The organism is Pseudoalteromonas sp. T1lg65, assembly GCF_051930985.1.
Taxonomy (GTDB): domain Bacteria; phylum Pseudomonadota; class Gammaproteobacteria; order Enterobacterales; family Alteromonadaceae; genus Pseudoalteromonas.
This window is the reverse complement of sequence record NZ_CP196837.1, coordinates 1,112,677-1,139,230: the sequence shown is the minus strand read 5'-3', so window position 1 is coordinate 1,139,230 and position 26,554 is coordinate 1,112,677. Positions and strand designations below refer to the sequence as shown.

31 protein-coding genes are annotated in these 26,554 nt (G+C 45.1%); 7 read left to right on the top strand and 24 right to left on the bottom strand.

Annotated elements, in window-relative coordinates; all coding sequences use genetic code 11:
• Nucleotides 1–27: 27 nt before the first annotated feature.
• The 12 genes from ACSLBF_RS04950 to ACSLBF_RS04895 form a co-directional block, all read right to left on the bottom strand.
• Complete coding sequence (locus ACSLBF_RS04950) at nucleotides 28–822, bottom strand: DUF4376 domain-containing protein (protein ID WP_440055492.1); 795 nt, start codon at nucleotides 820–822, stop codon at nucleotides 28–30.
• Nucleotides 823–831: 9 nt separating this feature from the next.
• Nucleotides 832–3,612, bottom strand: coding sequence for a hypothetical protein (locus ACSLBF_RS04945; protein ID WP_440055491.1), 2,781 nt, complete (start codon nucleotides 3,610–3,612; stop codon nucleotides 832–834).
• Between the two features lie 9 nt (nucleotides 3,613–3,621).
• Entirely contained in the window at nucleotides 3,622–4,185 is a 564-nt protein-coding gene (locus ACSLBF_RS04940; protein ID WP_440055490.1) for a phage tail-collar fiber domain-containing protein, read from the bottom strand.
• Nucleotides 4,186–4,204: 19 nt separating this feature from the next.
• On the bottom strand, nucleotides 4,205–5,146 hold the full coding sequence (locus ACSLBF_RS04935) for a phage tail protein (protein WP_440055489.1): 942 nt from the start codon (nucleotides 5,144–5,146) through the stop codon (nucleotides 4,205–4,207).
• Nucleotides 5,147–5,153: 7 nt separating this feature from the next.
• Nucleotides 5,154–6,038: a baseplate assembly protein gene (locus ACSLBF_RS04930; RefSeq protein ID WP_440055488.1), complete on the bottom strand. Its 885-nt coding sequence runs from the start codon at nucleotides 6,036–6,038 to the stop codon at nucleotides 5,154–5,156.
• A gap of 143 nt (nucleotides 6,039–6,181) precedes the next feature.
• Nucleotides 6,182–6,700 carry a hypothetical protein gene (locus ACSLBF_RS04925; protein ID WP_440055487.1) on the bottom strand — a complete coding sequence of 173 codons (519 nt, stop codon included), beginning with the start codon at nucleotides 6,698–6,700 and terminating at the stop codon, nucleotides 6,182–6,184.
• 1 nt (nucleotide 6,701) lies between these two features.
• The gene (locus tag ACSLBF_RS04920; protein WP_440055486.1) at nucleotides 6,702–7,697 is read right to left on the bottom strand and encodes a hypothetical protein; all 996 of its coding nucleotides are present in this window, start codon (nucleotides 7,695–7,697) and stop codon (nucleotides 6,702–6,704) included.
• Nucleotides 7,694–8,119 carry a hypothetical protein gene (locus ACSLBF_RS04915; protein ID WP_440055485.1) on the bottom strand — a complete coding sequence of 142 codons (426 nt, stop codon included), beginning with the start codon at nucleotides 8,117–8,119 and terminating at the stop codon, nucleotides 7,694–7,696. The genes ACSLBF_RS04920 and ACSLBF_RS04915 overlap by 4 nt, the downstream gene beginning before the upstream one ends.
• On the bottom strand, nucleotides 8,119–8,784 hold the full coding sequence (locus tag ACSLBF_RS04910) for a hypothetical protein (protein ID WP_440055484.1): 666 nt from the start codon (nucleotides 8,782–8,784) through the stop codon (nucleotides 8,119–8,121). Before ACSLBF_RS04910 ends, ACSLBF_RS04915 begins: the two co-directional genes overlap by 1 nt.
• Nucleotides 8,784–9,329: a phage tail protein gene (locus ACSLBF_RS04905; RefSeq protein WP_440055483.1), complete on the bottom strand. Its 546-nt coding sequence runs from the start codon at nucleotides 9,327–9,329 to the stop codon at nucleotides 8,784–8,786. The genes ACSLBF_RS04910 and ACSLBF_RS04905 overlap by 1 nt, the downstream gene beginning before the upstream one ends.
• Entirely contained in the window at nucleotides 9,280–9,951 is a 672-nt protein-coding gene (locus tag ACSLBF_RS04900; protein ID WP_440055482.1) for a phage tail protein I, read from the bottom strand. Before ACSLBF_RS04900 ends, ACSLBF_RS04905 begins: the two co-directional genes overlap by 50 nt.
• Nucleotides 9,948–10,853: a baseplate assembly protein gene (locus ACSLBF_RS04895; protein ID WP_440055481.1), complete on the bottom strand. Its 906-nt coding sequence runs from the start codon at nucleotides 10,851–10,853 to the stop codon at nucleotides 9,948–9,950. The genes ACSLBF_RS04900 and ACSLBF_RS04895 overlap by 4 nt, the downstream gene beginning before the upstream one ends.
• A 14-nt stretch (nucleotides 10,854–10,867) precedes the next feature.
• Here ACSLBF_RS04895 and ACSLBF_RS04890 point away from each other — a divergent pair, with 14 nt between their 5' ends.
• On the top strand, nucleotides 10,868–11,050 hold the full coding sequence (locus ACSLBF_RS04890) for a hypothetical protein (RefSeq protein ID WP_440055480.1): 183 nt from the start codon (nucleotides 10,868–10,870) through the stop codon (nucleotides 11,048–11,050).
• Between the two features lie 57 nt (nucleotides 11,051–11,107).
• Here ACSLBF_RS04890 and ACSLBF_RS04885 read toward each other — a convergent pair whose 3' ends face one another.
• The 10 genes from ACSLBF_RS04885 to ACSLBF_RS04840 form a co-directional block, all read right to left on the bottom strand.
• The gene (locus tag ACSLBF_RS04885) at nucleotides 11,108–11,419 is read right to left on the bottom strand and encodes a hypothetical protein (RefSeq protein ID WP_440055479.1); all 312 of its coding nucleotides are present in this window, start codon (nucleotides 11,417–11,419) and stop codon (nucleotides 11,108–11,110) included.
• A gap of 12 nt (nucleotides 11,420–11,431) precedes the next feature.
• Nucleotides 11,432–12,217: a phage tail protein gene (locus ACSLBF_RS04880; protein ID WP_440055478.1), complete on the bottom strand. Its 786-nt coding sequence runs from the start codon at nucleotides 12,215–12,217 to the stop codon at nucleotides 11,432–11,434.
• 12 nt (nucleotides 12,218–12,229) lie between these two features.
• Nucleotides 12,230–12,775 (bottom strand): phage tail-collar fiber domain-containing protein, encoded by a 546-nt coding sequence (locus ACSLBF_RS04875; RefSeq protein WP_440055477.1) that lies wholly within the window; start codon nucleotides 12,773–12,775, stop codon nucleotides 12,230–12,232.
• A gap of 71 nt (nucleotides 12,776–12,846) precedes the next feature.
• A complete protein-coding gene (locus tag ACSLBF_RS04870; RefSeq protein WP_440055476.1) occupies nucleotides 12,847–13,752 on the bottom strand; it encodes a phage tail protein I in 906 nt (301 codons plus the stop codon).
• An 8-nt stretch (nucleotides 13,753–13,760) separates the two neighbouring features.
• The gene (locus ACSLBF_RS04865) at nucleotides 13,761–14,594 is read right to left on the bottom strand and encodes a baseplate assembly protein (RefSeq protein WP_440055475.1); all 834 of its coding nucleotides are present in this window, start codon (nucleotides 14,592–14,594) and stop codon (nucleotides 13,761–13,763) included.
• 48 nt (nucleotides 14,595–14,642) lie between these two features.
• Nucleotides 14,643–14,891, bottom strand: coding sequence for a hypothetical protein (locus ACSLBF_RS04860; protein ID WP_440055474.1), 249 nt, complete (start codon nucleotides 14,889–14,891; stop codon nucleotides 14,643–14,645).
• Nucleotides 14,888–15,286: a 3TM-type holin gene (locus ACSLBF_RS04855; protein WP_440055473.1), complete on the bottom strand. Its 399-nt coding sequence runs from the start codon at nucleotides 15,284–15,286 to the stop codon at nucleotides 14,888–14,890. The genes ACSLBF_RS04860 and ACSLBF_RS04855 overlap by 4 nt, the downstream gene beginning before the upstream one ends.
• A complete protein-coding gene (locus tag ACSLBF_RS04850) occupies nucleotides 15,283–15,702 on the bottom strand; it encodes a glycoside hydrolase family protein (protein WP_440055472.1) in 420 nt (139 codons plus the stop codon). The genes ACSLBF_RS04855 and ACSLBF_RS04850 overlap by 4 nt, the downstream gene beginning before the upstream one ends.
• Before the next feature lie 14 nt (nucleotides 15,703–15,716).
• Nucleotides 15,717–16,082 carry a hypothetical protein gene (locus tag ACSLBF_RS04845; RefSeq protein WP_440055471.1) on the bottom strand — a complete coding sequence of 122 codons (366 nt, stop codon included), beginning with the start codon at nucleotides 16,080–16,082 and terminating at the stop codon, nucleotides 15,717–15,719.
• Nucleotides 16,057–16,335: a helix-turn-helix domain-containing protein gene (locus ACSLBF_RS04840; protein WP_440055470.1), complete on the bottom strand. Its 279-nt coding sequence runs from the start codon at nucleotides 16,333–16,335 to the stop codon at nucleotides 16,057–16,059. Before ACSLBF_RS04840 ends, ACSLBF_RS04845 begins: the two co-directional genes overlap by 26 nt.
• An 853-nt stretch (nucleotides 16,336–17,188) precedes the next feature.
• Here ACSLBF_RS04840 and ettA point away from each other — a divergent pair.
• The 4 genes from ettA (at nucleotide 17,189) to ACSLBF_RS04820 (ending at nucleotide 23,716) form a co-directional block, all read left to right on the top strand.
• Nucleotides 17,189–18,853 carry an energy-dependent translational throttle protein EttA gene (ettA, locus tag ACSLBF_RS04835; protein ID WP_440055469.1) on the top strand — a complete coding sequence of 555 codons (1,665 nt, stop codon included), beginning with the start codon at nucleotides 17,189–17,191 and terminating at the stop codon, nucleotides 18,851–18,853.
• A gap of 132 nt (nucleotides 18,854–18,985) precedes the next feature.
• Complete coding sequence (locus ACSLBF_RS04830) at nucleotides 18,986–19,348, top strand: PilZ domain-containing protein (protein WP_440055468.1); 363 nt, start codon at nucleotides 18,986–18,988, stop codon at nucleotides 19,346–19,348.
• A 385-nt stretch (nucleotides 19,349–19,733) separates the two neighbouring features.
• Nucleotides 19,734–21,986, top strand: coding sequence for a S8 family serine peptidase (locus ACSLBF_RS04825; RefSeq protein ID WP_440055467.1), 2,253 nt, complete (start codon nucleotides 19,734–19,736; stop codon nucleotides 21,984–21,986).
• A 629-nt stretch (nucleotides 21,987–22,615) separates the two neighbouring features.
• Entirely contained in the window at nucleotides 22,616–23,716 is a 1,101-nt protein-coding gene (locus tag ACSLBF_RS04820; RefSeq protein WP_440055466.1) for an FG-GAP repeat domain-containing protein, read from the top strand.
• Nucleotides 23,717–23,801: 85 nt separating this feature from the next.
• Here the strand turns inward: ACSLBF_RS04820 and ACSLBF_RS04815 are convergent, their stop codons facing one another.
• Nucleotides 23,802–24,251 carry a hypothetical protein gene (locus ACSLBF_RS04815; protein WP_440055465.1) on the bottom strand — a complete coding sequence of 150 codons (450 nt, stop codon included), beginning with the start codon at nucleotides 24,249–24,251 and terminating at the stop codon, nucleotides 23,802–23,804.
• Between the two features lie 253 nt (nucleotides 24,252–24,504).
• Nucleotides 24,505–25,032 carry a hypothetical protein gene (locus tag ACSLBF_RS04810; RefSeq protein ID WP_440055464.1) on the bottom strand — a complete coding sequence of 176 codons (528 nt, stop codon included), beginning with the start codon at nucleotides 25,030–25,032 and terminating at the stop codon, nucleotides 24,505–24,507.
• A 265-nt stretch (nucleotides 25,033–25,297) separates the two neighbouring features.
• Here ACSLBF_RS04810 and ACSLBF_RS04805 point away from each other — a divergent pair, with 265 nt between their 5' ends.
• Entirely contained in the window at nucleotides 25,298–26,047 is a 750-nt protein-coding gene (locus tag ACSLBF_RS04805) for an SDR family oxidoreductase (RefSeq protein ID WP_440055463.1), read from the top strand.
• A gap of 112 nt (nucleotides 26,048–26,159) precedes the next feature.
• Entirely contained in the window at nucleotides 26,160–26,504 is a 345-nt protein-coding gene (locus ACSLBF_RS04800) for a phasin family protein (RefSeq protein ID WP_440055462.1), read from the top strand.
• Nucleotides 26,505–26,554 lie beyond the last annotated feature (50 nt).

Genomic DNA, 26,554 nt, shown 5'->3' with positions numbered 1-26,554 from the left:
AGCGGGTTTATTAGCAGCCAATGGGTGTTATTCGCCAATCCACAGCGCGGTTTGCTGCTCAGCAGCCAACTTACAGGCACTAAATAGCTGTGTTTTGGTGATTTCTGCCACGTCATTATTGGCTAAGATCCAGGGTATGGTTTGTTGCTCGTCCATTACCAATAGCGCCCGAGCCATACGTTGCTGGCTCAGCTCGTCAGCGTCAAACGTAAGTTCATCCACCACCACGGTTTGCGCGGCCAACAATTGATTTCGCGCTTGTTTAAAACGCTCTCGCTTTACCTTTGCAATCTGCGCATCGCTGTGCGCCTCTGTCGCTGGGTATTCATAGGTGACAAAGGCTTGGTCGTCGTATTCTCGTTTGGCAGGTTGTGTTTGGGTGGTCAACTCAAGGTCCACGTCAACCACTTCCGTGCGATAGCATTGTCTGCGCTTTGCTAGTTGCAAAGTCGGCTCAACAGGTAACTCTGGCACCGGCATTGGCACATCGCTGCTATCTGGCGTTAACCCTGCATTGTGCTCAAGGGCGGCCTGTCGCTGCACTTCAATTGCCGTCACTTGCAGCTGCCATGCGTGATGTGCGGCTTCATACGCTTGTTGCTCCTGCTCAATCGCCGTCGCTAATGCTTGGTCAATTTGCGCCCTTGGATGACGCAGCATGATTTTAGTCATCACCTCATCGTAGCTGATACTTGGTGATGAGCTTGTTGATTGCTCGGCCTCTAATTCGGCGTTAGTCGTGTTGTTGACGGTGCTGTCAGTGTGATTTTCAGGCAGCACTGCGTCGACCGCCTCCACAGTCTGATTGGTCGTAGGTTGCATAATTAATCCTTAGTGACTGGCGATGCCAATTGGCAATTGGGTGTGGTGGCAGAATACTTTGACGGTGTTGCCGTTAAGGTCGGTTTTGACGTTTTCGCCATCGATAATTGGAATGGTTTGGTCGTCGCCCCAATCCGTACCGTTGTGTTTAAGTTCTGCGCCGTGGAATTGCAGGTATAGCAGGCCGTTTTTCTCAGTGATTGAGTGCAGAGTTTTGTATGCAGGGGAGTATGCATTCGTAACATCTAGATTCAATGCGCAGTGAGTGGGTTCATCACCTATTTGAGCAGTCCATCCCAATGTTGAACGTGGACTATAGTAAGTGTACTTAGACAGCCCCAAAAACTCTTGAAAAAGAGGACCTCCAATACGTATTCCAGTCCGTCCAGTTAGCGATGAGTGTAGGCGGTTACCATACTCATTTAAATAGGCTTGGCTCGCGTAAACATCACCCAAGCTACCAACAATTTGTGAGTTATTTGCAGGCTTAGTAAAGTGGCTTAACGACTCATATTGGACCAACCCTACACTTTGTGCGTTCCATGTATCTTGAATTTCATTTTCTACGCTGCTAACAGAAGCAGTAATCGCCTGCCATGTCTCACCATTATCCATTGTGCGTAATGCATTAACTGCTGGATGAGACAGGCACTTTCTATTTGCTTTAAATTGCTGTTCAGTATCGTCACTTGGTAATTGGGGAACCCACTGTCCAACTACACCATCGGGGAATGTGGCAGCGATATTTTCTGGCGAGCCGATAATATCAACCCAGGGGAGAGAGTCGAATTCAGCACTTTGAGCTTCGGTTGGGAAAATAATTTCGGCTTTGATTGTACTTGCAGACCCCTCTGAAAACCAAAGGTAGTTTCCTGTGTTTTGGTTAATCATTGCTAAATGTTGGCTATTATTTGCTATGCGCAGCTTATCAACAATTAACCATGTGTTAAGTGCTACTCCGCCACTAAATGTTGTCAAATCTGTATCGCCAGCATCTATAAATTTAATTGCAATTGGTGAACAAGAAACCGTCGAATCTGTCGGGTATGAATCTAAATATCTGGTCGCATCATAGAGTATGTCCTTGTCTATTAGCGATGAAGGGGTAACGTAGTTTCTTTGATAAACGTAAATTGTACTAATTGAGTGATGGCAAAAGCCAGTTTTTACCTTAGTAAAAGGTACTTTCTCTTTACCCCGTAATGTGCCCGCTACCGCTTTGCGCATTGTTTCTTCGCGTAGTTGGTTTACATCGAGTTTATTGGCGTTTAGGCGTAGGTCTTCGACTTGGCCTGCGTAAATAGCATCGTGGTATTTGTATTGGTCTGAGCGGCCTGATTGACCAGTGCTTACACCACCTGTATTGGAGTGTGCGCCAACGCGGCCAACTCCACCAAACTGAATATCAAACGCTTGATTAATTGCATTAATATTTCCAGCTTCTGTTGAATACCATGGTGCTGCCCCACCATTATCTTGCTGGTTCCATGCTCTACACCCCATCGGGTTGTAGCTGGGATGATACGCCCCTTGGTTTAAGCGTTGCACGAGGGCAATCGGGAGAGCAAGAGGCTTCGTTTCACCAAAACTTAATAATCCAAATGTGGATGATTCACCTTCTGCAACGCCGTTATCATTTTTAGTAATTGTAGATTGAAGATGTACATTTGATACAAATACCTTATTTGTTTTAGAGTTTGAGCTGCCTTGGGCATATACGATTCGCTTTGAAGAATATGTAGCCCATTCAGCACCCTCTATTTTACTGGGGTGGGCGCTGTTCCAACTATTACCAAACCCCTCAACCACTCGTACTCTATAACGCACTTGAACATACGCTTTCGCTTTGGGGTCGTAGTAGATATTGTGTTCTGGTTCGCCTAGGAATATCGCTTTTTGTGCGTCGGTCAGGGTTGACCATTTAGCACCGTAACCTTTGGTGTTTTGGTCCCACTCACCAAATGCGGAATAGCCTTGTTCGACTAGGTTATTTAACAGTCCAATCCCTTTATAGCCGCTTGCGCCGTATTGCACGTTGCCCAATGGGTAGACCACATCTTTATCGGCAATTTTTTCATGCCAAGACTCTAAAAACACCAAGTCTTTACGAGAGGTAATGACCTTATTGGTTTCAGTCTCAGTGGCAAAGGCCACTTCTGCATTGCTGTGTTGGGTAACAGTGCCGGTTGCCGAGTCATAGGTTTTAGTGCCGTCTGGAGCTGGGGGGAAAATCAAAGTTGATTGAGTCCCATGATGCACAACACCATAAACTTGATGTAAAGTGCCATCGACTAATACTTGAGGGTGGATAGTTTTTGACACTCCATGATGTCTATTTGAAGCATCTTCACCGAGAACAAATCTATTTCTAAATGAAGGGTTAAGCCATTGCCACATCCCCTCATTGACATTTGGATTTCCAAAATTATGCTTTCCCCATTCAACAAACCCACTCCCCGCATATTGCTGTTTACGCATTTCCCTTAACGCATCAAACTGTGCCTTGGTCATAACATGAGGATTGGGGTTGATGCTTTGTGCATCGGCTATCAGTGACTTAAGCGTGGGTACTTGGTGGGTATTGCCCGCTAGGTCTTTAAATGTGGTTTCGCCGGTTTGAGTTTGCCAGTCACGCATGGCTTGTTGGTTATGATTGGTGACCTCGTGAACCGCTTTAACCTCTTGCCAGCTATTGCGAATTTCGCTGACTAGCTCGTCGGCTTTGTCGGTTTGTGCGGTGACGGTGTTACTGATCTCGGTGAGTTTTTCGTCTATGGTTTTGCTGCTCATGGGGTTTCCTTACAGTCCAGCGCTTTTAAGCCGCTGTTGTATTTGAAAGTTGTTGTAAATTTGCTGCATCAGGTTTTTGCTGTTGAGGGCCTGTGCTTGCACTAAGTTCAACAAGGATTCGGTAAAAAACACATTGGCGTTGTTTATACCAACCTGACAGGTGATGTTGTCGCTAGGCAATGCCGATACCGCGATATTGAATACTTCCAGCCAAGCGGCGTCTGCCGATTTATAGTTAAGTTGGCGATTGGGCTCGCTGTATACGGCAACTAAAGTGTTTGGTCCTGACCAAATGCCAATTTCTTTTACGGCGTATTCTTGTTCGCCATCAAATAGGGCGCTAAAGCTCAACTGCTTGCCGTAGTCTTGGCTGTCAATAATGGTGGCATCGATAATCGACACCTTTTGTTTTTCGTTACGCAATGCGGTTTGTGTGGCACTGGGGGTATAGGCTTGATCTCCGGCCGAAACATGGGTGATCGGCATATTGATACTATGTTGCTGGGCATCAAGGAGTTTGCTTAAGCCCTGCTCGGTCCACACAATGGGCGTAAAGGTGTTCGGTTCGCTCATAATGATTCCTTAAAAACAGTTAGCTTGGCGGTACGGCGGTCAAATTAAGTACGCCATAGTTCATCCGTCCGGTGCTGGCGCCTGAAAGTTTGAGTGGTAGCGCATTAACTCGGCGCGAGTAGTGCACCGTGACCGCACACAATTGTGGCGTTGGTGATTGACCAACCGCTGGCCACTGGGCCAAGTTGTATCGGCGACATACGGTGTGCTGCCTGACGATTTGATTCGGCAATGCCGACGGCTGATCGGTGGTTAGGCAATAGCGATTTGGGTCATACTCATCAAGGTATTTACTGTGTTGACTGCGACTGCGATGATGTAAAAAACCAAGCTCTGGGGTGGCGTCAATACTGTGCTTTTGATACCGTCCAAAGCTAATTTTAACTTGGGTGTTATCGGCAAGGGTGACTAACGTGCCCGAATAGTCACTCAGCATATTGCCAAACTGGTTACCTTGGCTCGACAGCATTTGTTTGCGTACGTCATAGCCGTGATAAATCCGTGTGAGTTGGCTACTGACGGGAGCCGACAGTTTTGCCAGCTTTACCACCTTTTCAACCCGCTCGTCACCGGGCACGGTGCCGGTATCTATTTGATAGCTGTAGTGATGGCTGCCTGACGGCGTGTTTTCAATCTTCGGGTTGTGTAAGTCTAACCAGCTAAGCGCCGTAGTTAAGCTTTTGGGCGTACCGCGAATGCGCTGCCATGCTAGGCCATCTTTTAAGGTTTTACGTAGGTCTTGGCTATACGGCAAAATCGACTCAAGACCATACTCCCACACTAACCACATCAGCTGCGCATCGTGTGGATGCGCTTTCATATTGGTGAGGTTGGCAATCGCCTTATCGTATTGCTTGAGACTCGCTTGGCTTTGCCACACCTCGCGCAATAATGGGCTGCACGTGGGCGGTAATAGCGCCAGCGGCGGACCCTTTTTGGTTTGTTCAGATATTTGCTCCATGATCACCTCACGAGCGCAGGGTCAGTGTAATGTTACCCGGCACCGCGCAGTGTTGTGAGGTCATGTCTTGTAATGCATTGGGCTTGTGAATTTGCACATAATGCACACCACTTTTATGCAGCTGAGCACTGATCCAACTGGGTGCTAAATCCCAGCCCAATCGGGCATCCTTTCGCCATGCTTCACGCAGCGCTTGTTCCAGTTCAACAAACACCGCATGTGGGGTATTTGGCTGCAAAAATACGTCTGCTTCGACATCCACCGCCTTTAGCTGTGCGCCTTTGACGGTAACATCGTCGGTTAGCATTTTTACTGCGTCGTCGAGCACGTTAGCTTTCACCTTATCGACAATATGGCCGCTTGGCTCAGCATCTTGCGGCGGCGGGGTTTGCACCGTGGCCTCGTCTAATGCGGCTTTGGTCAGTACCGTGATCCGCACGGTGCCATTGCCATTTTCTGGGCTGTACACCGACACATCGGCAATATCGTTAGGCGCGGCATTTATTGCATGCTTGCGATAATGCTCGGCACTGCCCGCGGTGCTTGAGGCAATGGTGTTATTGCGAATACGTTGACGGTAGTCGTCATCGTGTTCATCCGCCACGCGACTCACCCCGTAAAACGCGCCGAGGTGATCCAAGTCAGCCTGCTTAGCAAACGCCAACAAGTTAGATTGCGCAGCTTGGTTAATACGTTGCCGAAGCAACAGTTCTTGATAGCTTTCTACCTGCAACCACACATTAAGCGGATCGCTCTCTAGCTCCAGCGCTTGCGCATACTGCGGCGCCAGCTCAGCAAACCGCGCCTTGCGCGAAGCCAAGATCTGTTCGTAAGAGAGTGAGTCAATAATGTTAGGTGCAGGGAGTTTGCTTAAATCGATATGGGTATCCATCGATTAGACTCCTTGGAGGTGTAGCCTTGAAAAATGAAATTGATATTGGGTTGTGCCGCTAAAGCGTGAAGAGTGGCTGCTTAGAAAGGTTTGAACTCTGCTGAATAAAGTACCTACTTCCACGGGATGACGGCTTTTACAATTTAGATAACCGAAAATCGGTATTCATCTAGTGAAAATAAGTCCTCTGAAAAGTCTGAATTAAACAATTCCTGATTTACTATCCAGACACCATTTGTTTCAAACTTAAGCGGAATTGAAAATTGACCATTTTGAACTTGAGCTGGCATTAATTGAATACGACCTGTATCAGTGCGCCGAAACGGCACTTTGAATCTACGATCTGGTATAGCAAGCTGGCCCATTGCTATTACCTCGTTTGACTGTTGAGGCACCGTAAACTCATTCTCATGATTCACATAACCATCGAATTGACCGGATACATTATCAATAACAACACGTTTTAATGTGTCCTCGTCGCGTCTTTGGGCCAAAAACGTATCGACATCATAATCACTAACTAGCTGTTTATCACCTATATAATCAGCGAGCAAGTACGGGCGTTCATCTATAATCACAATTTTCTGTTGCGTGAATTTTATTGATGCATCGGGTAATTGACTAGGAATGTCACCGTCAACCACTCGTAGTAAAATTTTCATGCTACCCCCCTATCCGATGGCCGCATTGTGCGTATATACAATTTTTAATCCAGTCCTCTAATGCAGACCTAGTGAAATACATTCTACGCCCATAGCCAAACCACCAGTGTATATACTGACCAGCTATAGACTCTCGACGACCATTAAACATGAACAAATCTTTCGATATCTGCTGCAAACTCCCCTTGAAGCTGTTTAATGAAGGACCGTGTTCAGTCCGAAAATTTTCTTTTTCACTGCTTGGTGTCGAAATACTAAGGTCTCTATTTATACCAATCAAAAAACTAAAAACATCATGAGATCCTTCGTTCGTATAACGCGCGCCGCCTGTAACTGGGCCTATAGTTACACTACCATTGAACAACGCTATTCCTGGTTGTTTAAAAACCTCGGAGCGGTTAACGTCCCTCATCCTCCCTGTTACTCCAACATTCAGCAGACGACCAAAACTCATATCGTCTAGCTCTACCTTGTAACTGTGTAGCGGAGTGAACATATTTTTTTCAGCTTGAGTTGTGGCAAATAATGTATCATCCTCTAAAATCCCAAAACCTTTAGGCTCTGCTAGAAAGTAGTCACCCGCCAAGCCTGCTGACGTATTCAAATTTATCTTGTACAAGTGAAACCAGTTAGTATTGGCATTATTACTCATAAATCCGACTAAATGGGGTACACCATCAATTAAATGAATGATGTGAGGGAACGCATAAAATGTGCTTTGGTCTTGCATACTAGAAGCCGCCTTACTCCATTTTATCGTTCCGTCCGCATTGTAGTAGGTAACAACACCGTATGTTACATGGACATAACCGCCCGTATTGTCATACGGGTTTGGGATTGCATGGTTAAAGTTACCTCCCAAATAGCCGTGTACATCCAGTACTGTTCCAAAGTTTGTAGCCTCCGGCCACGGTAATAATTGACTACTCGCGTTTGGAAACTCTCCATTAACAAAACCTGCCGCGCTTGACGTACTTTTATCTGTCAATATCGTCATAAAATTTCCCACTTTGAATTAATGAACACAGCTACACGCTGAGTGAAAAGCGCGGTGTGATACTCAGTCCCCGCCTCACCGTCTTTGATTAGACCGTTTGCAGCTATAACTTGTGCTTTGTTGTTGTCATCTACAGTTGAGCTACTGAGTACACAAAACGCGATTCGCTCACCCTCGTTAGCTGTTGCGGGTAGATGTAATTTACACGGGGCTTTAAACGCGTATTTACAGCCAACAATGGCAGCCGTGTCAGCTGTGATTATATGACTGTGCCCCATCTCAACCGGCACGCCTCCTAGTGATTCACCGTCTCCAATAAAAAACTGTTTAGTTTCTGGCGACCAGCCGGGTTCGCCGTTGGCAAGCACGGTTTGTAACCGTTCTGCCTCCGGACCGCGTCTAAATTGAATCTTTCGACCCATTAAAACGTACCTCCGTCGATATCGCCGCCTTCTACTGCTAAGCCAAGTGACGTCACCCAATCGCGTACCCATGCGGTTGTCGCGATATTGGTGCTGTCGTCTGACAGGGCCTTGGTTGGGGCTTTTGGTGAGCCAGTAAAGTTGGGCGAGGTGAATAACTGGGCTTTGGATTCATTAGTGACATTGCTCAAGCCAACATCGTTTTTGGTGATGCTTACCGCACCAGTTTTGCCATTCACCGACAGTACGTTATCGGTTGGGGTACGTAGCAAGATCCAGTTTGACAACACGTTTGCTGGCGTGGCTTTTAGTACATAGGACTTGTTTTCGTCAGTACGAATTGCCAAATCGCCCGGCTGGGCTGTTAATGCCAGCATCGCAGCTTGGTTGGCTACTTCAAACGGTTCGCCAATCGCCAAACGAGGCAATACGCCTTCGGGAATTTTACCGCTGCCATCTAGGGTAAGCACTTGGTTGGCACTGGTGCCTGCGTCTTTGTAAATAGCGCTGCCAAGCGTGCCAAAAATGTCGATCCCGCCCGGGGTTTGGCCGTCACCTACAAACAGTTTTTTGCTATCGGTTAACCAAATCGGTTCACCGCTTGCTGGGGTAACGTTGGTTCTGTTTGCAGCTGGGCCGCGTCTAAATTGTAATTTGTTTGCCATTATAAAGTGCCTCCATCTAGGCTAGTTGAGTTTGGATAAGAGTCAGAAAACGCACCGCCGTCGAGTGAAAGCAGGCCCGCTAGTTTGTTGATTTCGTTACTCACATGCTGCTGTGTGGCGTACACCATAGAAGGGTCAATTTTTAGCTCTACCATGTTTGAGCGCACCACATCGATCACCGCCTTAATACCAAGCTCGGCACTGGCGTTATCGGCAATATTGGGTTTATAAGTTTCAGGGTATTTGACGATGGCAAAGGCCACGTCGTCTTCGGTATAAAATGCCGCTTCGCGAACGTAAAACCCGCCTTCTGTTGAAGGCACAATGCCTATCAGTTCGAGCATCGACGGGTTATCGTCAAGGGTCTGTGAGCTATTGATTAAGCCGCGAAAGCGCTCGTTACTGAGTCCTTCGGCGTCAGGCAGAATAAGTCCATCACCAACGGCAAATTTGGTTAAGTTAATTTTAATGCCTGTGCCGATGGCATTGGCAATTTTAGCTCGGCCTGCTGGCGTCAGCATGGTCCAGTATTGTGGCGTCGACATAAGTACTCCATGGATAAACTTTGATTTGATTAATTGACTGATTGGCTGTGACAACGTTAAGCGTGGTTTGACTGGTTATTTCGCTGGCAAAATAGGGGTAAACTGTGGCGCTTAAACTGCTACAAGAAGCCGCCGCAAGCTGAATTTTTGACTCTGACAACAAGCTCACCGACAGATCAAACTGCACGCTTTTGCGCTTGGTTTGTGTAACGCTTGCGTGGATCTGCTCAATAAGCTCGCTGTTAATGCCTTTGTCGGTGACCGACACATCCACCGAGAACGTGCCCGGTTCACCTTGTGGGTGCTTTTCAAACCACTCTTTGATGTTGGTGCGATAACCAAATGGCGCCAAGCCATTGATCACCGCAAATCGGGTGCCCAAAAATTTATGTTGTTCATAGCTTTGGGCGATGATTTTGCGTTTGGTGGCTTCGTTCCAATTTTCATCCCAGTGCTCAACGCCTTGACTCCACGCCAGCCAAGGTAACAACCCCGCGGGACAAGTATCAGGCTGCCATAGGGTGCCTATCACATCAGCGCCCTGCGCTACAGGCAGAAGCTGTTCGCTAATGGCCTGCTGTAGCTGGGTTTGCAGCGTACTACCTTGATGCAGTAGACTCATGACAGCACCTCAAAAGTGATGCCATTTAAGCCGTTTTCACACCATGCGACTTCATCTAATTCCACTTCAATGTTGCCAACGGGTGACGTAAGTTCGACTTCTTCAACACCCGCTTGATGTAAGGCGGCATACAGCGCCGAGCGTTTGATGTCTTTGCCAAGACGACTCCGCTCGTTCAAAAACTCCGTCACCTTGTTTAGCACTTGCTGCTTAACTTGAGTATGTCCCGGCCCTAGTTCAAGCTTAATTTGGGCATGTAAATTAAAGGCGTTAACTTTGGCTGGGACAATTTCTACGCGGTCGCCAATGGGCCTAACTTTTTGTGCTTCTAGTGCCGTTGATACTGAGTTTTGATCGCCTTCGGTTAGCCCGTAGGTGATCGCCAACTTATCCATCAGCGCGGCTGACGGCTGACCATTGGCAGACTCAGTGCTTAAAATGGTCAACACCACATGGCAAGGCGAAGGGCTGGCAACATGGACATCTTTCACGCGTTCATCCGCGCTTAGGGTGTGGTAGCGATAGCTTTTCTCGGTGCCTGCGGTATTCAAACTATGAAATGCCAGTTGCACCCGCTCGCGCAGGCGGGAGTCGTTTTCTTGTGTTAAACGCGACACCCCGTAGCGGCTGGCTATTTGGTCTAAATCCGCCCCCGCTGCACTGCTGAGCATGGTTGATTTTGCGGCGTCGTTAACCCGTGCGCGCAACATCAGAATTTGATACGCATACGCGTTTAATAGCTGAGTGAGCGGCTCTGACTCCAACCCAAGCGACGGTTCAAGCTCGGGATTTTGCTCAATCAGGTGATTTTTTAGCGCCTGTAGCAGTTGTTCGTAATCCAGCGTTTCCAGCACATCCGGTGCAGGCAACTGAGATAAATCAATAAGTTGAGATTTCGACATAAGGTTATCGGCTAATGAGTTTGATAAAGTGGATAGACAGAAATTGGCGTGATGTTATTAGTGCATGGTTCACACCTTTATCGCCTTGCTGGTTGCTAAGCTACAAAGATTTAAACCACAAAAAATGGGCGCAAGGTAAAAACCTTACGCCCATTGTGTACGGGAACACCACTATTTCTAGGTTATTGAAATGGTAACTGTTTTTTTGAAATAAAAACGGTCAAAATTGACCTGTGGGGGGGTTACAGCTTTTGTTAAGGCTTGGGATAACGGCTTTTTATTGCTGAGCGAGCTTGCAACCAAGCTGTTTTGGCAGCTTCAGCTTGTTCACTGCTGTCACCAAACTCAGCTTTTGCTGCTAGGTACTCGAATGCGAGCCCATCCGACTCGCAGTGATATGCGTAGCTCCTTGCATGTTGGCACTGTGCAACGAGTTGCGTGATGCGAGCTTGTTCCAAAAGTGCAGGAATATCAGTTTTTGATACGCCTAAATCTAACAAGGTTTTTTCCTCCGCTGGTACATTAATTAACTCATTGCCTGCAACGGTAAGCTTATCTAATAACATAGTTTTTCCTTTTTATTCTGAAGCTGGGGGAGTGTAAGGATGGTTTACATACGGGATGGTATTCGCTATTGGCGCCCTACGTTCAGTAAACGGAATGGGTTTTACAAACCAGCGAACAGTCCAATTCCCCTGAGCACTGGAGTAAGTGTCACGACGTTCCATATCACTGCCATCATGAAAGAACACGTCTCCTTTCCAGTTTTTAGTGATACGATATGTAAGCCCCCCACCTCGCAGATATAAACCACTATATGTACAGTGCCACGGCCCCAAACTGCCATCTTCGCCACCACCGTAAAACTCTTTTGATGGGTCCATTTTTTCTGCATAACAGTTCAAACGAAAATCCACATGGCTAGCGGTATTATTATACCTTTCATGGAAGCGCTTTATATTCAAAAAGTTAGAGTCACCATTCCATATGTAAGCATTTCCTTCTAGCTCAAGTAATAATGCCGCTTGGTGGCCAGATAACGAATTGAGAGGCCTTTCGCTTTCTCCCCCATTCCAAGAATAATGACGATGCACCGTTAGCTTACCCACACCAAAATCATTGCTAGGAAAACGCCACCATACTGGATAAAGGTAATCCTTGGAGCCACCAATCGTTATGGTTTGTACATACCGTGTTTCTGGGTTTGCATCTTGAATAAATTGATCAACTTGCTGTTCCTTTGCAGTGATCCGTTGTCCATATTCAGCCATCTGCTGATCTAACTGTTGTGCCTTATTATCAACCACCGTTGTCAGTTGGTCTGAAGCGGTGATGAGATTGGCAATATCTTGTTCTAACGCCATAGTTTACTCCTTTTATAAAAGCCCTTTTTCCATCAACGCAAACTTTTGTTTGAGGTGACGGGTCATGTTATTGATTTGTGCCGCGCCGACTTTGGCCAGTTCAGGGGCGATAAGTATGTTGAGGTTTACGCCGTTATCAACAATGGTTACCGCATCGGCCGGCACGCCAGTGAGTACTAAGTCGAATGCCAACAGCAAATCCACTTCCTCGGATTTAAAGGCAATCGGTTTATCAGGGTGTGAATACACAGCAAACAACACTTCTTGGGTTTCGCCGTTGGCTTCGCTTTCGATATAAAAACCCACTTCGTTAACCCAAAAGTTATGATCGGTGTCGTCTATCACACTCATGTGGATTTGCGCATTGCCTTTATCTTCGCCGCTGGCGACCATAATGCGATGCACTTCATTTTGCAGTTGGCGACGGCCTTGATCCGGCACATAGTTGCCCGTACCGAGTCCCACTTTGCAGATTTTTGCTTGGAAACCGTTTCGCTGTGCATTAAACACGGCCTCCAAGCCCGCCGTGGTAATGGTTGGCTGTAAAATTGTGCTCACAGCACTCTCTCCTTTTGTAGGTGGAAAATGAAAATAGATGGGGTGTTCTAACTAACCGCGACTATGGTTAGCTAAGACGCTGGTAAGCAGTAAAACCGCGCCACTTGAACACGCTGATTGGCAAGATGAAACGCGGCTTGACCTTGCATGGCAAAATCATGCTTAGCAGCGGGTAACCGTTGATCGTTATGCAAATACAGTCTGCTCACCGCTTGGCGGCGGTTTTGCAGATGTACTTTGACACCCAGTTGCGGGGCGAGCTGAGCGTTAACATGCTGAGTGCTCATATAATGGCTGCGCTTGGCGATACGATGCGGGTTCACCATCGCCCACTGGGTTTCGACTTTGCTGCTGCCCGCCTTAACTGGTTCAGTTCGAATTGTGGTTCTGGCGACTTGCAAGCCGCTACTGATACTAGCGGCTTTGAGTGCTAACTTCAGCTTTGCCCCAACTAAAAACTCAAAATGAGCCCGTTGCGGTTTGGTGCGCTCAGTAACGCGACGTATCGCTCGGTAGATGGTTTCGTCCAGTGTGATTACCGAACTGGTGTACGGCACCTCATGTGCCCAAGCGATAAACATAAAAGTATGAGGTTGCTTGGATTGATAAGGCGCAAGCGCAATATCGTCAATATCTTCAAACCACTCAAAAAACTCAACGTTTACGCCAAGAGAGGCCAATGCGCGCTTTACCGATCCCACCGTCCCTTTGTGTTTATGTACTTTGACCGAATTGGCGATGAAGTCTCGCTTGGTTGCCACCGGCCACGCTTCGTCCCACTCATCAACAGAGAGGGACCAAGCGAGCCAAGGCAGCAAAGACTCAGGGCACGTTTTTGGGTCCCATTGCTTAGCAATGTGCTCTGGGGTCACGGTCTTTTTGCTTAATCGATTGGGATATTGCTCTATGCCATCAACTAGCTGCTTTTCAAATTGACTGTGATTGTGTACCAAAAGTGCGCTAAACGGATTATCCATTATCCCTCCTAGCCTTGTGGAAAGTGCAGTTTGATATCGTGACAAACTGCTGCAGTTTTTGCGGTCATTAACAAGTCTGTTGTAGGTGACAGCAACTGGACTTTGCGCACTCCGCCTTGATGCAGTGCGTCAATAATCCCAGAGTGCGGAATTTCCTTTCCTAGCAAATAGTGCTTGCGGATAAAATCGGACAGCGCTTGGTTGATGTCAGCTTTAACCCGTTCTGTGTTGATCCCTGAATTAAAAAATACAGTTGCTTCAATACGATAAAGCTCAGGCTGAACCAAGTGCACGCGCACCAAATCCGTTAACGGACGAACGTCTTCATCGTTAAGGTATCTCAGTACTGATAGGCGCAGTGCTTCAACATCACTAACCTGTTGCTCTGGCAAAATGTATACATCGACTATCCCTGGATTAGAGGACTCGACAAACACATCTTTTACCTTGGTTGAGGCGCTGAACGCATGATACTGATACGCGCCTGATGTGCCTGCCATACTATGGCTTTCTAGCGACAACGGAATGCGTGTACGATAACGTTGATCGCTTTCATCGAGTTTGCGCTTAATACCCAACAACTCACCAAGATGGTCTAAATCAGTGCCTTGCGCATAAGCCAACATGACTGATTGGGCAGCGTCGTTCACCCGTTGACGCAACATGACTTCTCGATAAGCAAACAATTCCAATAATTTGATTGCCGGATCAGATGGCAATAATTGATATTGTGGTTCAGCCGCTTTGAGCTGTTGCTCCATGTCTTGATAGATCTCATCATAGCTTAGCGCTTCAATGACATTCGGCGCTGCTAGTCGGGTTAGATCGATTGCGTTATTCAAGTGGGGCTCCTATGAAATTGATGCAGATCCGTGCAAAAAAAGCGCTGACTATTGAACCACTCGCTTAGCACTCAACAAGGTATCGAGCTTTTTGTCGATGGAGTCGAGTCGCTTTTCAATGCGCTTTTGATCTTCATTACGGATTTGCTTGAGATGGTTTAACTCTTGTGAGTTAGTTGAGATCCTTTTATCTAAATCGCTGACATACACCACACCAGATACCAGCAAAGCGATGGTGGTCAATACGTGTGCCAAATTGAGCTCCTTCTTCAATTGCCAATGCTCTGGTTGACTCACTTAGCGACTCCTTTTACTTTCTCCACGGTGCGCAGTCCAGCTAACCCCAGCATGGCAAGGGTGAGTTCCAACATCACATCTAACGGTAACTCTGGCGTGCCATGCTCTGGTAATAACCATTGCAACAAGGGGTTAATGACAAAAGAAAACAAAAACCCCATGCCACACACCCACATCAAAAAGGGTCTGGCTCCGGCGACAAACACGCTGCGATGTGCCGCCTGAACCTGATTGATTTGGGCTTGTACCAAGGCGTGTTTGGCAACCAGACGGGCTTTTAGATGCTCTTGTTTCAGCACTTCTTCTTCGCTGGTAAACAACTCATCAAGAATATTACCAATCGCTTCAATGGGTGCCACGGCATTGCTGCTAAATAAACTGCCAAGTAAACTCATTGCTGCCACTCCCCTGAAATCATTTGTTGCGCCAGCTCTTGTGCTCGACTGGGCACTTGTCGCGCCCATAAACTATCGAGCATTTCTAGTGCCGCTTTGTCAAAGTCTCCCGACTCCACAGCACTGAGCATGCGAGTAAACTTCAATAACCCAGCAACGCCCAAGTTAAAGGTCATATTGACCAGCACAGCGAGTCTTGCTTCGTTACACTTTTGGACATTGATCCGCCGAAGCACAGCGGCTCTTGCGTTTTCAATGTCTCCGGCAAGCATGGATTCGGCTTCATCTTCGTCTATACCTGTATCTTCAAGGTTTCGCCCATAGCCAATGGTGAGCTTGCCTGCGGTACAGTAATAGGGAAAGCGTCGAAACCCTTCATGCCGTTTGATTTGCTCTACAGTATTCATCAAAGACATATTTTTCCTCTATTTCACTGCGCGCCACTGAGAGCCAGTAATAAGGCGCGCTCGGCTTTTACTAACCAAAATTCAAACGAGCGTTTGCTATCAAATCCGGTCATTTTGATGGCTTCAAGGCCCTTATCGGTAGACAAATATTTAACGCGTAAGGCTCGTTTGCATTCAGGTCTTAAGTTATCAATGATGGCGGTCAGACCACTGATTTCAGCGGGTACCGACATCTGATCTGATGAACATCCAGCAACCGAGTAGCGAGAGATATTTTCTGTCACCGCGACTCGGTTAAATCCTTTACCCAACTCTTTGCCATACCAGAATTTTCCCCAGCGCTTTAGGGCTTGTCTGAGCTGTTTAATCGTCACTTGATTGTTCATCATGAATTTTTCCTATCACTTCTAAAATATCTAATAGATAGACGTCTTCGACTAAGCCAACCACATCATTCCAACGTGGACTGTACTCTTTGTTTTCCCAACGCCTCAGGGTTCTTTCCTCGATTCCGTAATGTGCAGCAGATTCCGCTTGGGTATATCCTCTGAGCTTCCGTGCGACTCGCAGAATCTCTGAACCTGCAGGTGTTGATCTTGACTGCCCGACCAACCGTGGCTTAGTTGTGTTTATGTGTACCATTGTTTTCCTTACCCTCTATCAATAAACACGGTGACTTAAATTCCGTTTTAGATTGTGTAAAATTTGGTTAGTTTGCTTTTTGAACAGATTTGTTACTGCCGACTATTAGGCATATAACGTGGTTGTTCGTGCTGGTTGAAGTGCTGTGTTCAAGCAATTTATTGTTGTTAAGTAGATAGTACCGATCCGCATTAATACTTAACCAAGTTGAGAGAGTAAACTTGTCGCTAACTGTGTTAAAAATTTCTTATTTAGTATCACTAAATCGCAAAACTTTTGTCTCGGTATCGACGCGTATCTCGCCTCAAATTTGGCTACTTTATTGAGCTGATTGGTATAACTCGCATTGCAAATCAACCAACTGATGAAATCCTGCCAATCTAAACACACTACGAAAATTCACCTTATCGTTCATATCTGTTTATTCTCATGGTTCATAAAACAGCATTATTTTTGGACCACTTTTAACAACAAACCTGAGGTTTAAAAGTTAACCAATGAAGCGACAATGTTAATTTTCGGTGGGGACTTTCTTCACCATAGCGATATAATAGCGATTAAATTTATTATAAACCGGACAAAAATGACCTATTAATGAGAAACTTACACAAACAACAGAAGCATTAGAAGAAATTGTTTATTTAGGTATTTGGTTGTGGATTTCAACCTCCTTCAAGTTAACTAAAGTTACACATTAAAGTCACACATATATATTTGATTCGTGTTTTTTTGGGCTCACCACAACCATCCAAAGTGATGGTTAAGCGAATCATATAAAGCCATTAAAGAAGATGAATTTTTGCCGCTGATTGGTATAAAATAGCTGTAACGTTATTCAGAGATTGGAAACTCAATGGCTCAATATATTTATACCATGTCGCGGGTGAGCAAGGTGGTGCCACCTAAGCGAACAATTCTAAAAGACATTTCTTTATGCTTTTTCCCGGGTGCCAAAATTGGTGTGCTTGGTCTAAACGGTGCAGGTAAATCTACCCTGTTACGTATTATGGCGGGCGTAGACACCGAGTTTGAAGGTGAAGCTCGCCCTCAACCGGGTACAAAAATCGGTTACTTACCGCAGGAACCGGTATTAGATGAAAGCAAAACCGTTCGTGAAACCGTCGAAGAAGCGGTTGGCGAAGTAAAACGTGCATTGGCTCGCTTAGACGAAGTGTATGCCGAATATGCCATGGAAGATGCTGACTTTGACGCACTCGCGAAAGAACAAGGTGAGCTAGAAGCAATCATTCAAGCCCACGATGGTCATAACCTAGATAACGCCCTTGAGCGCGCAGCTGATGCACTTCGTTTGCCTGAGTGGGATGCAAAAATTGAGCATCTATCTGGTGGTGAGCGTCGTCGTGTGGCAATTTGCCGCCTGTTGTTAGAAAAGCCAGATATGCTTTTGCTAGACGAACCGACAAACCACTTGGATGCTGAGTCTGTAGCATGGCTAGAAAGATTCCTTCACGATTATGAAGGCACCGTAGTTGCCATTACCCACGACCGTTATTTCCTTGATAACGTAGCTGGCTGGATCTTAGAGCTTGACCGTGGCCACGGTATTCCTTGGGAAGGTAACTATTCTTCTTGGCTTGAGCAAAAAGACGCGCGTTTGAAACAAGAAGAAAAAGCAGAAAAAGCCCGTCAAAAATCCATTGAAAAAGAATTAGAGTGGGTCCGCGCTAATCCAAAAGGTCGTCAAGCCAAGTCTAAAGCGCGTATGGCGCAATTTACTGAACTGCAGCAGAACGATTATCAAAAACGTAACGAAACCAACGAGCTGTTTATTCCGCCAGGTCCACGTTTAGGTGACCAAGTTATCGAAGTGAATCATCTACGTAAGAGCTTCGGTGACAGAGTATTGATTGATGACCTAAGTTTTACCGTTCCTAAAGGCGCGATTGTCGGGATCATCGGTGCTAACGGTGCGGGTAAATCCACTCTATTTAGAATGCTTGCTGGTGACGAAACACCAGATAGCGGCGAGATTGTGTTGGGTGAAACCGTTGAACTGGCAACTGTTGAACAGTTCCGTGACAACATGGACGATGGTAATACCGTTTTCCAAGAGATCTCAAACGGCCAAGACATTCTGAAAATTGGTAACTTTGAGATCCCAAGCCGCGCCTACTGTGGTCGCTTTAACTTTAAAGGTAACGACCAGCAGAAGTTTGTAAAAGAGCTTTCCGGTGGTGAGCGCAACCGTTTACACCTTGCCAAGCTGCTAAAAGCGGGCGGTAACGTGATCTTACTGGATGAGCCAACCAACGACTTAGACGTAGAAACACTTCGTGCACTAGAAAACGCGATTTTAGAATTCCCAGGCTGCGTAATGTGTATCTCGCACGACCGTTGGTTCTTAGACCGTATTGCTACGCATATTCTCGATTATCGCGATGAAGGCCAAGTTAACTTCTTTGATGGTAACTATACAGAGTATGAAGAGTGGTTGAAGAAAACTTACGGAGCCGAAGCGGCTGAGCCAAAACGTATCAAGTATAAGAGAATTGGTTAAGTAGACCATTCGCCTTTTATAAACTAAGCCCTGACAGTCAGGGCTTTTTTGTTTCTGGAGAAATGTGCTGAGAGCAGCTAATCTTTAGTGATGAGTGCATGATATAACAGTTAAAAACTAGGGAGTGAAAATATGAATGAGCGAAGACGTTTTTCTCGGGTGTTGTACTCAAATCACGCTATTTTTATGGCTAGCAGCGGAGACTATCAGTGCGAGATCATCGACCTTTCTCTCAATGGAGCACTCCTCACCCTGCCCGATGGCTATATTCCACTAAAAAATGACCCTGCCAGTCTAAAGTTTTCGTTGCCAGATTCCGACATTGAGATCAATATGGAAGTCGAGGTTCGACATGTTGAAGATGGACATTTAGGCGTTCATTGCCGCCAAATTGATATCGAAAGTGTTACTCACTTAAAACGGTTGATAGAGCTAAATTTAGGAGACGATGACTTACTCAATCGGGAACTCGAGCAGCTAGCATTACCAGACTAGGTTGCTCTATAAACGCTAAATTACTTTACTTAACCATTCAGTGCTTATCTCATATTACGAGCCACATAATTAACCTCAACCGCGGATAAGCGAATGTTCACCTTATTTTCGTGATCTTTTTCCACCCACCAAATAATGCATAATTAACAATAAAATTTAACTGTAACTACTTGATGGAAAAGTTGATTTATCAAACTCCCTCCTACCCACATATAACTAAAAAGAATATTTTATAACTTAAATTGCAAAACTAAACCACTGAATTATTTAAATTTAATGTAAATACCATTAACAAATCTTTACAATTACTGCCGCAAATCCTTGTTTTTCCCGAAACCGTGTTGCTACAGTGGTGCCGAAAATAACAACAAATGTAGATACCAACATGAAAGATAATTGTCCTAAATCTAAAATATTATTCACATCAACGCTGGTTACTCTTGCGGTTTCAGCATCATTGCAAGCGCAACCTGTTACCATTAACCAATCAGAACAATCGCCACTGCCAAAGCGCTACATCATCAAATACAAACCTGGTAATGCAACGATGGGGAACGGCGTGCAACAAGGCATTGCTCCTTTGGTTCAATCACGCATGGCGACCATGGGGGTGAATAAGGCGAGTCTTAAACCCAACTTGAATGTCGTAGTGGCTGAGTTGAGCGAGCAGCAGTTGCACCAGCTTAAAAGTGATAACTCAATTGAATATGTCGAAGAAGATTTACCACGTCACTTTATGGCGCAATCTCAGCTTTACGGCTACGAAATGGTACAAGCAAACTTGGTAAATGATTATGTGGCTTCAGCCGCTGCTGGTGGTAAAAAAATCTGTGTGATCGATTCCGGCTTGGATTTGCCTCACCCTGATATGGGGTCACTTAATGGTACGATAACTGGCACCAACGATGACGGAACCGGCAATTGGTTCGAACATGGTACATCACACGGCACTCACGTAGCGGGCACCATTGCGGCACTTAATAATGGCATCGGTGTACGCGGCGTAATTGGTAGCGATCCGTCGCTTCATATCATCAAAGTGTTTAATTCTGATGGTTGGGGTTATGCATCCGAATTGGCTGATGCAGTTAACTACTGCAAAGAAGCAGGCTCTGACGTAATCAATATGAGCTTAGGTGGCGGTGGTGAAAGTGAGACCGAGCGCGCTGCCTTTCAAGCCGTTGCAGACGCAGGCGTGCTGATTATAGCCGCAGCTGGTAACTCTGGCGATCCTGACCAAACGCTAGACCGTGAAAGCTTTCCCGCCTCTTACGATTCGGTAATGTCTGTTGCTGCTATCGATGAAAATAAAGAGTTAGCGTTCTTTTCCCAGAAAAATAGTCAAGTTGAAATTGCAGCCCCTGGTGTAAACATTGAATCAACTTATCCGGTTGGCGCAGGTTCTATTGTGTCGTTAACCGTGAGTGGCCAAGAGCATTATGCTAGTGGCATGGAGAACGAAGGTGAAGTTACTGCTGCGCTTTATAATTTTTCGACGGGCGAAAACGTTGACTATGGCGCAAACGGCAAGGTCTGCTTAATTGAGCGAGGCAATATCCCTTTTGTAGAAAAAGTACAAAATTGTGAAAACAGCGGCGGAGTTGGCGCGATCATCTACAATAACGAGTCAGGTAGCTTTGCTGCAACATTAGGCGATAACAACCAAACTTCTATTCCCGCTGTTGCCACAACCGACTTCGATGGTCAGCAAATACTCACTAAACTGGGCTACAGCGCAACCGTAAAAGTGGCTAAAAGTGACTACGGCATGATGAGTGGCACCTCAATGGCCTCTCCTCATGTCGCCGGTGTTGCTGCGTTGGTATGGAGCCATCACCCAGATTGTAGTGCCAGCGAAATTCGTACCGTGTTAAACGCAACTGCGGTAGATTTAGGCGCGCCGGGTAGAGATGTCAAATATGGGCACGGCTTAGTGCAAACCAAAGCAGCCATTGACTATATCAGTGCTAATGGTTGTAGTGGTGACGTAGTAACGCCCCCGACTCCAATTCAATTGAATAATGGCGAAACGAAAACAAACCTTTCAGGTGCAAAGGATGAAGAGCTGTTGTTTAAGTTTGATGTGCCAGCAGGTGCAAGTAAAATCAAAGTAACGACTTCAGGTGGCAGCGGAGATGCCGATCTTTACGCGCAATTTGGTTCCATTCCAACTGATGATAACTTTGAATGCCGCCCGCTTGGTTTAGGCAATAACGAGTTTTGTGAGCTGACTCAATCTGCAGGAACCTATTACATAAAACTGAAAGGCTACAGTGATTTTGCCGGGGTTTCATTACAGGCAAGCTTTGATGTTGATGCTGCTGCGCAACCTATCGACCGCACTATTAAGAATATCTCAATTCCTAAAGGGGCTTGGGCAAGCTACACCGTAAATCTGGATGGTGAATATCAGGATTTAAATATTGCGATTTCTGGTGGTAATGGCGATGCTGACCTGTATGTACGTCGTGGCAGCAAGTCGAACTCAGAGCAGTTTGACTGCCGTCCATTTGCGGTTGGAAGCGAAGAAAGCTGCAAGTTTAATGCACCTCAATCTGGTGTTTGGCATATTGACATTTATGGCTTTGCATCAACATCAGGACTGCAGTTAAGCGTTAAAGCAAATCCAAAAGATTAGCTTTAATCTGCAGTATATAAGTTAAAGTCCGAGCTAACCCAGTCGGACTTTCTCGCGTATTATTGCTCAGCTATTTTTGCAAAAAATTACACGAAATATGAAAAACATATTCATCAATTGACCTCTGATTTACGTACCAGCTTGGCTATTCTTTCGCTTTCTTCTCGAGATAATTCGGTTAATGATTGTAAGGCGTCAATACTGACCGAAACAAATTCTTTTTTGCCTTGGCACTTTTGCTTTTTTTACGTCAGCCGTGAACAGGGCCCAGCAGGCAGACTTGCTTGGTTTATCAGTTAATGACCCCAAAACCAAACTGAACGAAAAAACGAAATATTCCAATAAAACAAACAATAAAACAGTGATATTAACCGTAACTAAAATTGTCTCAAAAACATTAAAAACAATCACTTAAATAACTTATAAACAGAAAACATGAACTATAAGTGATTGGTTCTAGCATCTACACCCCAAACTGTAACTTTATTGAAAAAAATATATGTATAGAATGTTGCTGCCAATACATGTTTCAGTACTTGGCTTTTTATGTCTATAGGTTAAACGCTGCATCTTTTTGAACCTATAGTTCCATTCAAAAGAAACAACATGAACATATAAGGATATTAACAATGATCAAAAACAAACTATTAAGCATATCAACTAGTTGTGTACTTGGTTTAATGAGTGCTTCTGCATTTGCTACAGATGGTAAAACCGATATTTTATCTGCAAATGGTTCCAACGTTTATATCATGGCAAGTACTGGTGATGGATTCCGAACCAAAACTTGGAGTGTGAGTGGTGGATGGGGTTCTGCTGGCTATACTTGGAGCGCAGACTTTAACGCAGATGGTAGACCAGATCTTGCCTCGGCGTATGGTGGTACTATTTACATGCATTTAAATCAAGGTAACAGCTTTTGGAGCCAGTATTGGGCTGTTGAATCAAGCTGGGGAGGCTCTGATTACACGTGGGTTGGTGACTTCAATGGTGATGGTTATACAGATATCGCGTCGGCGAATGGTAGTTCTGTATACATGAAGTTAAATCAAGCTGGTCAAGGCTTCATCAGTCGGACTTGGAAAGTCAATGGCAAATGGGGTGGATCAGGATATACATGGGCAGCAGATTTCAATAATGACGGCAAAGTTGATATTGCTTCTGCATACGGTGGAACTATCTACATGAGATATTCAACTGGCAGTGGGTTTAGAGAGGTTGAACATCGAGTTTCCAGTGCTTGGGGTGGCTCAGGTTATACTTGGGCTGGTGATTTCGATGGAGATGGCTATACCGATATTGCTTCAGCTTATGGCAACCAGGTCTTTATGAAGCTAAACACTGGTAATGGCTTCAGAAGTACAACGTGGTATGTTGCTAATCAGTGGGGCGGTGCTGACTATACTTGGGCTGAAGATTTTGATAACGATGGAATGATTGACATCGCATCTGCAAATGGTGGCAATGTTTATATCAAATTTTCAAATGGTTCAGGCTTTTCTGATGTCCCCTTCCGCGTAAACAATTCTTGGGGTGGCTCGGGCTATACTTGGGTGGGAGACTTTAATGGCGACGGATACAAAGATATCGCTTCAGCCAACGGAGGCCAAGTTCACTTAAAACTACTAAGAGGTCGTTCAAATTACGTACAGAGCACAACATGGACAACTTCTAACACATGGGGTGCTTCAGGTTATACTTTCGCAAACGATTATGTTACTGAAAGATAAGTTAATTATTTCCTAATAAACTGTAGGTGGTGGATCACATAAGTCCACCACCTCAGGTTCCTTTTGAACGTTTTCAAATTGTGCGTCAATCAACGCCTGATTTACGAACCTGCTTGGCTATTTTTTCGATCTCTTCTCGAGATAATTCGGTTAATGATTGTAAAGCGTCAAGATTCGCATCTGCTGATTCTTGCTTAGCTTGTCGTTTTTGTTTTTTGGCATCGGCAGCAAATACAGCCTCTCGAATTTTTTCTTGGATCAGCTCTTCGCGTTGTTCGTCAGTTAGAGTAACTTGTTTTTCTCTCCACAAATGAACATCTTTTGTTTGATTAGCAAAGCGAAAAATCTTGATACTAAAAAACACCATCATTGTGGCGGGCAAGCCGACAAACAGTAAGGTTAGCAGCAATGTCCCTGTACCTTCGTGTCTATCAATCATTTGGACAGTTAACGAGAGCAATATCAACCCACTAATTAAGCCAAGTACACTAAAAACTTTTTTAACCTTTGCTAAAAATTCTCCAGATATTTTCATTGTTTACATATCCCTTAAACACAGAAGGTTAGAATATAGCGTTTTGCTATTTTTAGGTAAAGACGCATAAACATAAAAAACTTGCGCCACAAAATAGCGTTATCTAGCGTCATTCAATCAGGTGTTACTACACCAAAATTTATTAACCTGGAGCCAGTAATAATTTGATTTAATTGCTCTTGCCATATCCATTATCCCGAGTTTAAGTTTATTGATTTCATCGGTGATTGTACCCTCACTGCTTTGATAATATTTAGCGATTTTTCTTTTTCAGTTCTTCTAGGCGTTTTCGCTCTTCTAGGATCATATTAAGCATGTTGACTCGGATTGAGGCTTCTAACTCTTTGAGCTTTGAGAGCTGCTGCTCTAGTGCATCTATTTCATCCGTTTGGGTGGCCTCTCGATATTTTTTAATTCCCAAATGCTCAAGTAAGTCGGATGATGCTTCTGTCACCTTATTACTGGACTGCTCAACGTTGAGAAATCGTTGTGGCCGAGATTGTTTGAGTTTGGAAATTTCCTCTTGCAGGCCACTAATTTGTGCCTGCACCAATCGCATCGACTCTTCTAGCTTTTGGTAATCGTCCTTGAATACCGCATTGTCTTCTTTATATTTGGTCGCTTCTTCGTCTAGTGCCTCTGATAATAGAGGCGTGGGAGTATTTTCCTCACCTTTTTTAGAGCTATCAGTCACTTGTAGTTTTGAAGCATCATCACGGCTGGATAAATGAGTCATTGGTTGGATAGTCGGTTCAAATGCCCGAGTAGGCTGTATCTTCATTTGTCACATTCCTTTTGAGTGATACATATTGGCCTTAGATTTATTACAATTATCGGTCATCGTTTGACTTTATTTAGCTTCCTCGCACATTATTTTTCTATAACAGAAACGCAAGTAAGTACGTGTTCCTAAGATGGTTTCCGCTGTCTTAGAACTGACAAAAAAGTGTGGAAATTTTGTCATATTTATGGCGTAGAAATATCATCAATTTAATCAACTTGGCTAGGTCGTATGTTGTATAGCCCCCTAAATTGGTAGGAGCGTTATGGAAAACCAACATATTGCAGTTGTAACAGGTGCCTTTGGTGGGATCGGTTCTTCGATTGTTAAAGCACTGGTAAAACAAGACTATTTTGTCGTTGCTGTTGCAAGTGAAAGACGTACACATGCAGACTATGATCACTGGCTCAACGCAATTCAAGTCGACCCCATTCAAGTTCGCCCACTGTTTTTAGACGTGACCAATACTGAATTATGTCACCATGCAATGGAAACGTTATTGCAAGAGTTTGGCAGCATCGATTTGTTGGTAAATAACGCGGGGATCACACGTGATACCTCATTTAAAAAGATGACGCACAGCCAATGGAGTGAAGTCATCAATACCAATCTGAACTCTTTGTTCAACATGACTCATCCGGTATTTAGTGCCATGTGTGCCAATCAATACGGACGCATTATTAATATCTCTAGTGTCAATGGTCAAAAAGGCCAATTTGGACAAACCAACTATTCCGCAGCAAAAGCAGGCATGATTGGCTTTACCAAAGCCCTCGCCTACGAAGGCGCTCGCAGTGGCGTTACCGTGAATTCAATTGCTCCTGGCTACACCGAAACACCGATGGTAAGCGCCATGCGTGAAGACGTGCTGGATAGCATCAAAGCGCAAGTCCCAATGCAACGACTCGCAACACCAGACGAAGTCGCCGCCGCGGTCGTCTACCTTGCTTCTGATAACGCAGGCTACATTACCGGCGAAACACTGTCGTTAAACGGCGGTTTGTACATGCAGTAACCTGAGTGGCTGAATTACAAGATGATGCTTGTACGGAGTCATTTTCAGCAACTTATACACTAAAAACAATTTCTTAATTGTGCTAGACCTTTGATAAACAAGGAAATGAACCATGTATACTGATCTTTTTAAAACATTTAATGAGCAAACTGAGAAGTTTTTTTCTCCTGCGATTCAGTTCAATCAGCTTATCGCTAAAAACATTGAAGAGTTGGCGAAAATCCAACTGAATACGACTGAGCAGATCACTAAAACGTCGGTTGATCAATTAAAGCTAGCAGCTGAAGTAAAAGACGCGAAATCATTAATGGATTTCAACGCGAGCCAGATCAATGCACTCAACGCGCTTAGCCAACAGATGATCCAAGACGGTCAAAAGCTAACTCAACTTGGTCAAGAGTTTAGAGACAAACTTGAAGCCATGGGCAAAGAAACCGTTAAGGCAGCTCAGCCTTAATCACTCTAAGAGGCGCTGTTTATAGCGCCTTCTCTTTAGCAGTCGTAACA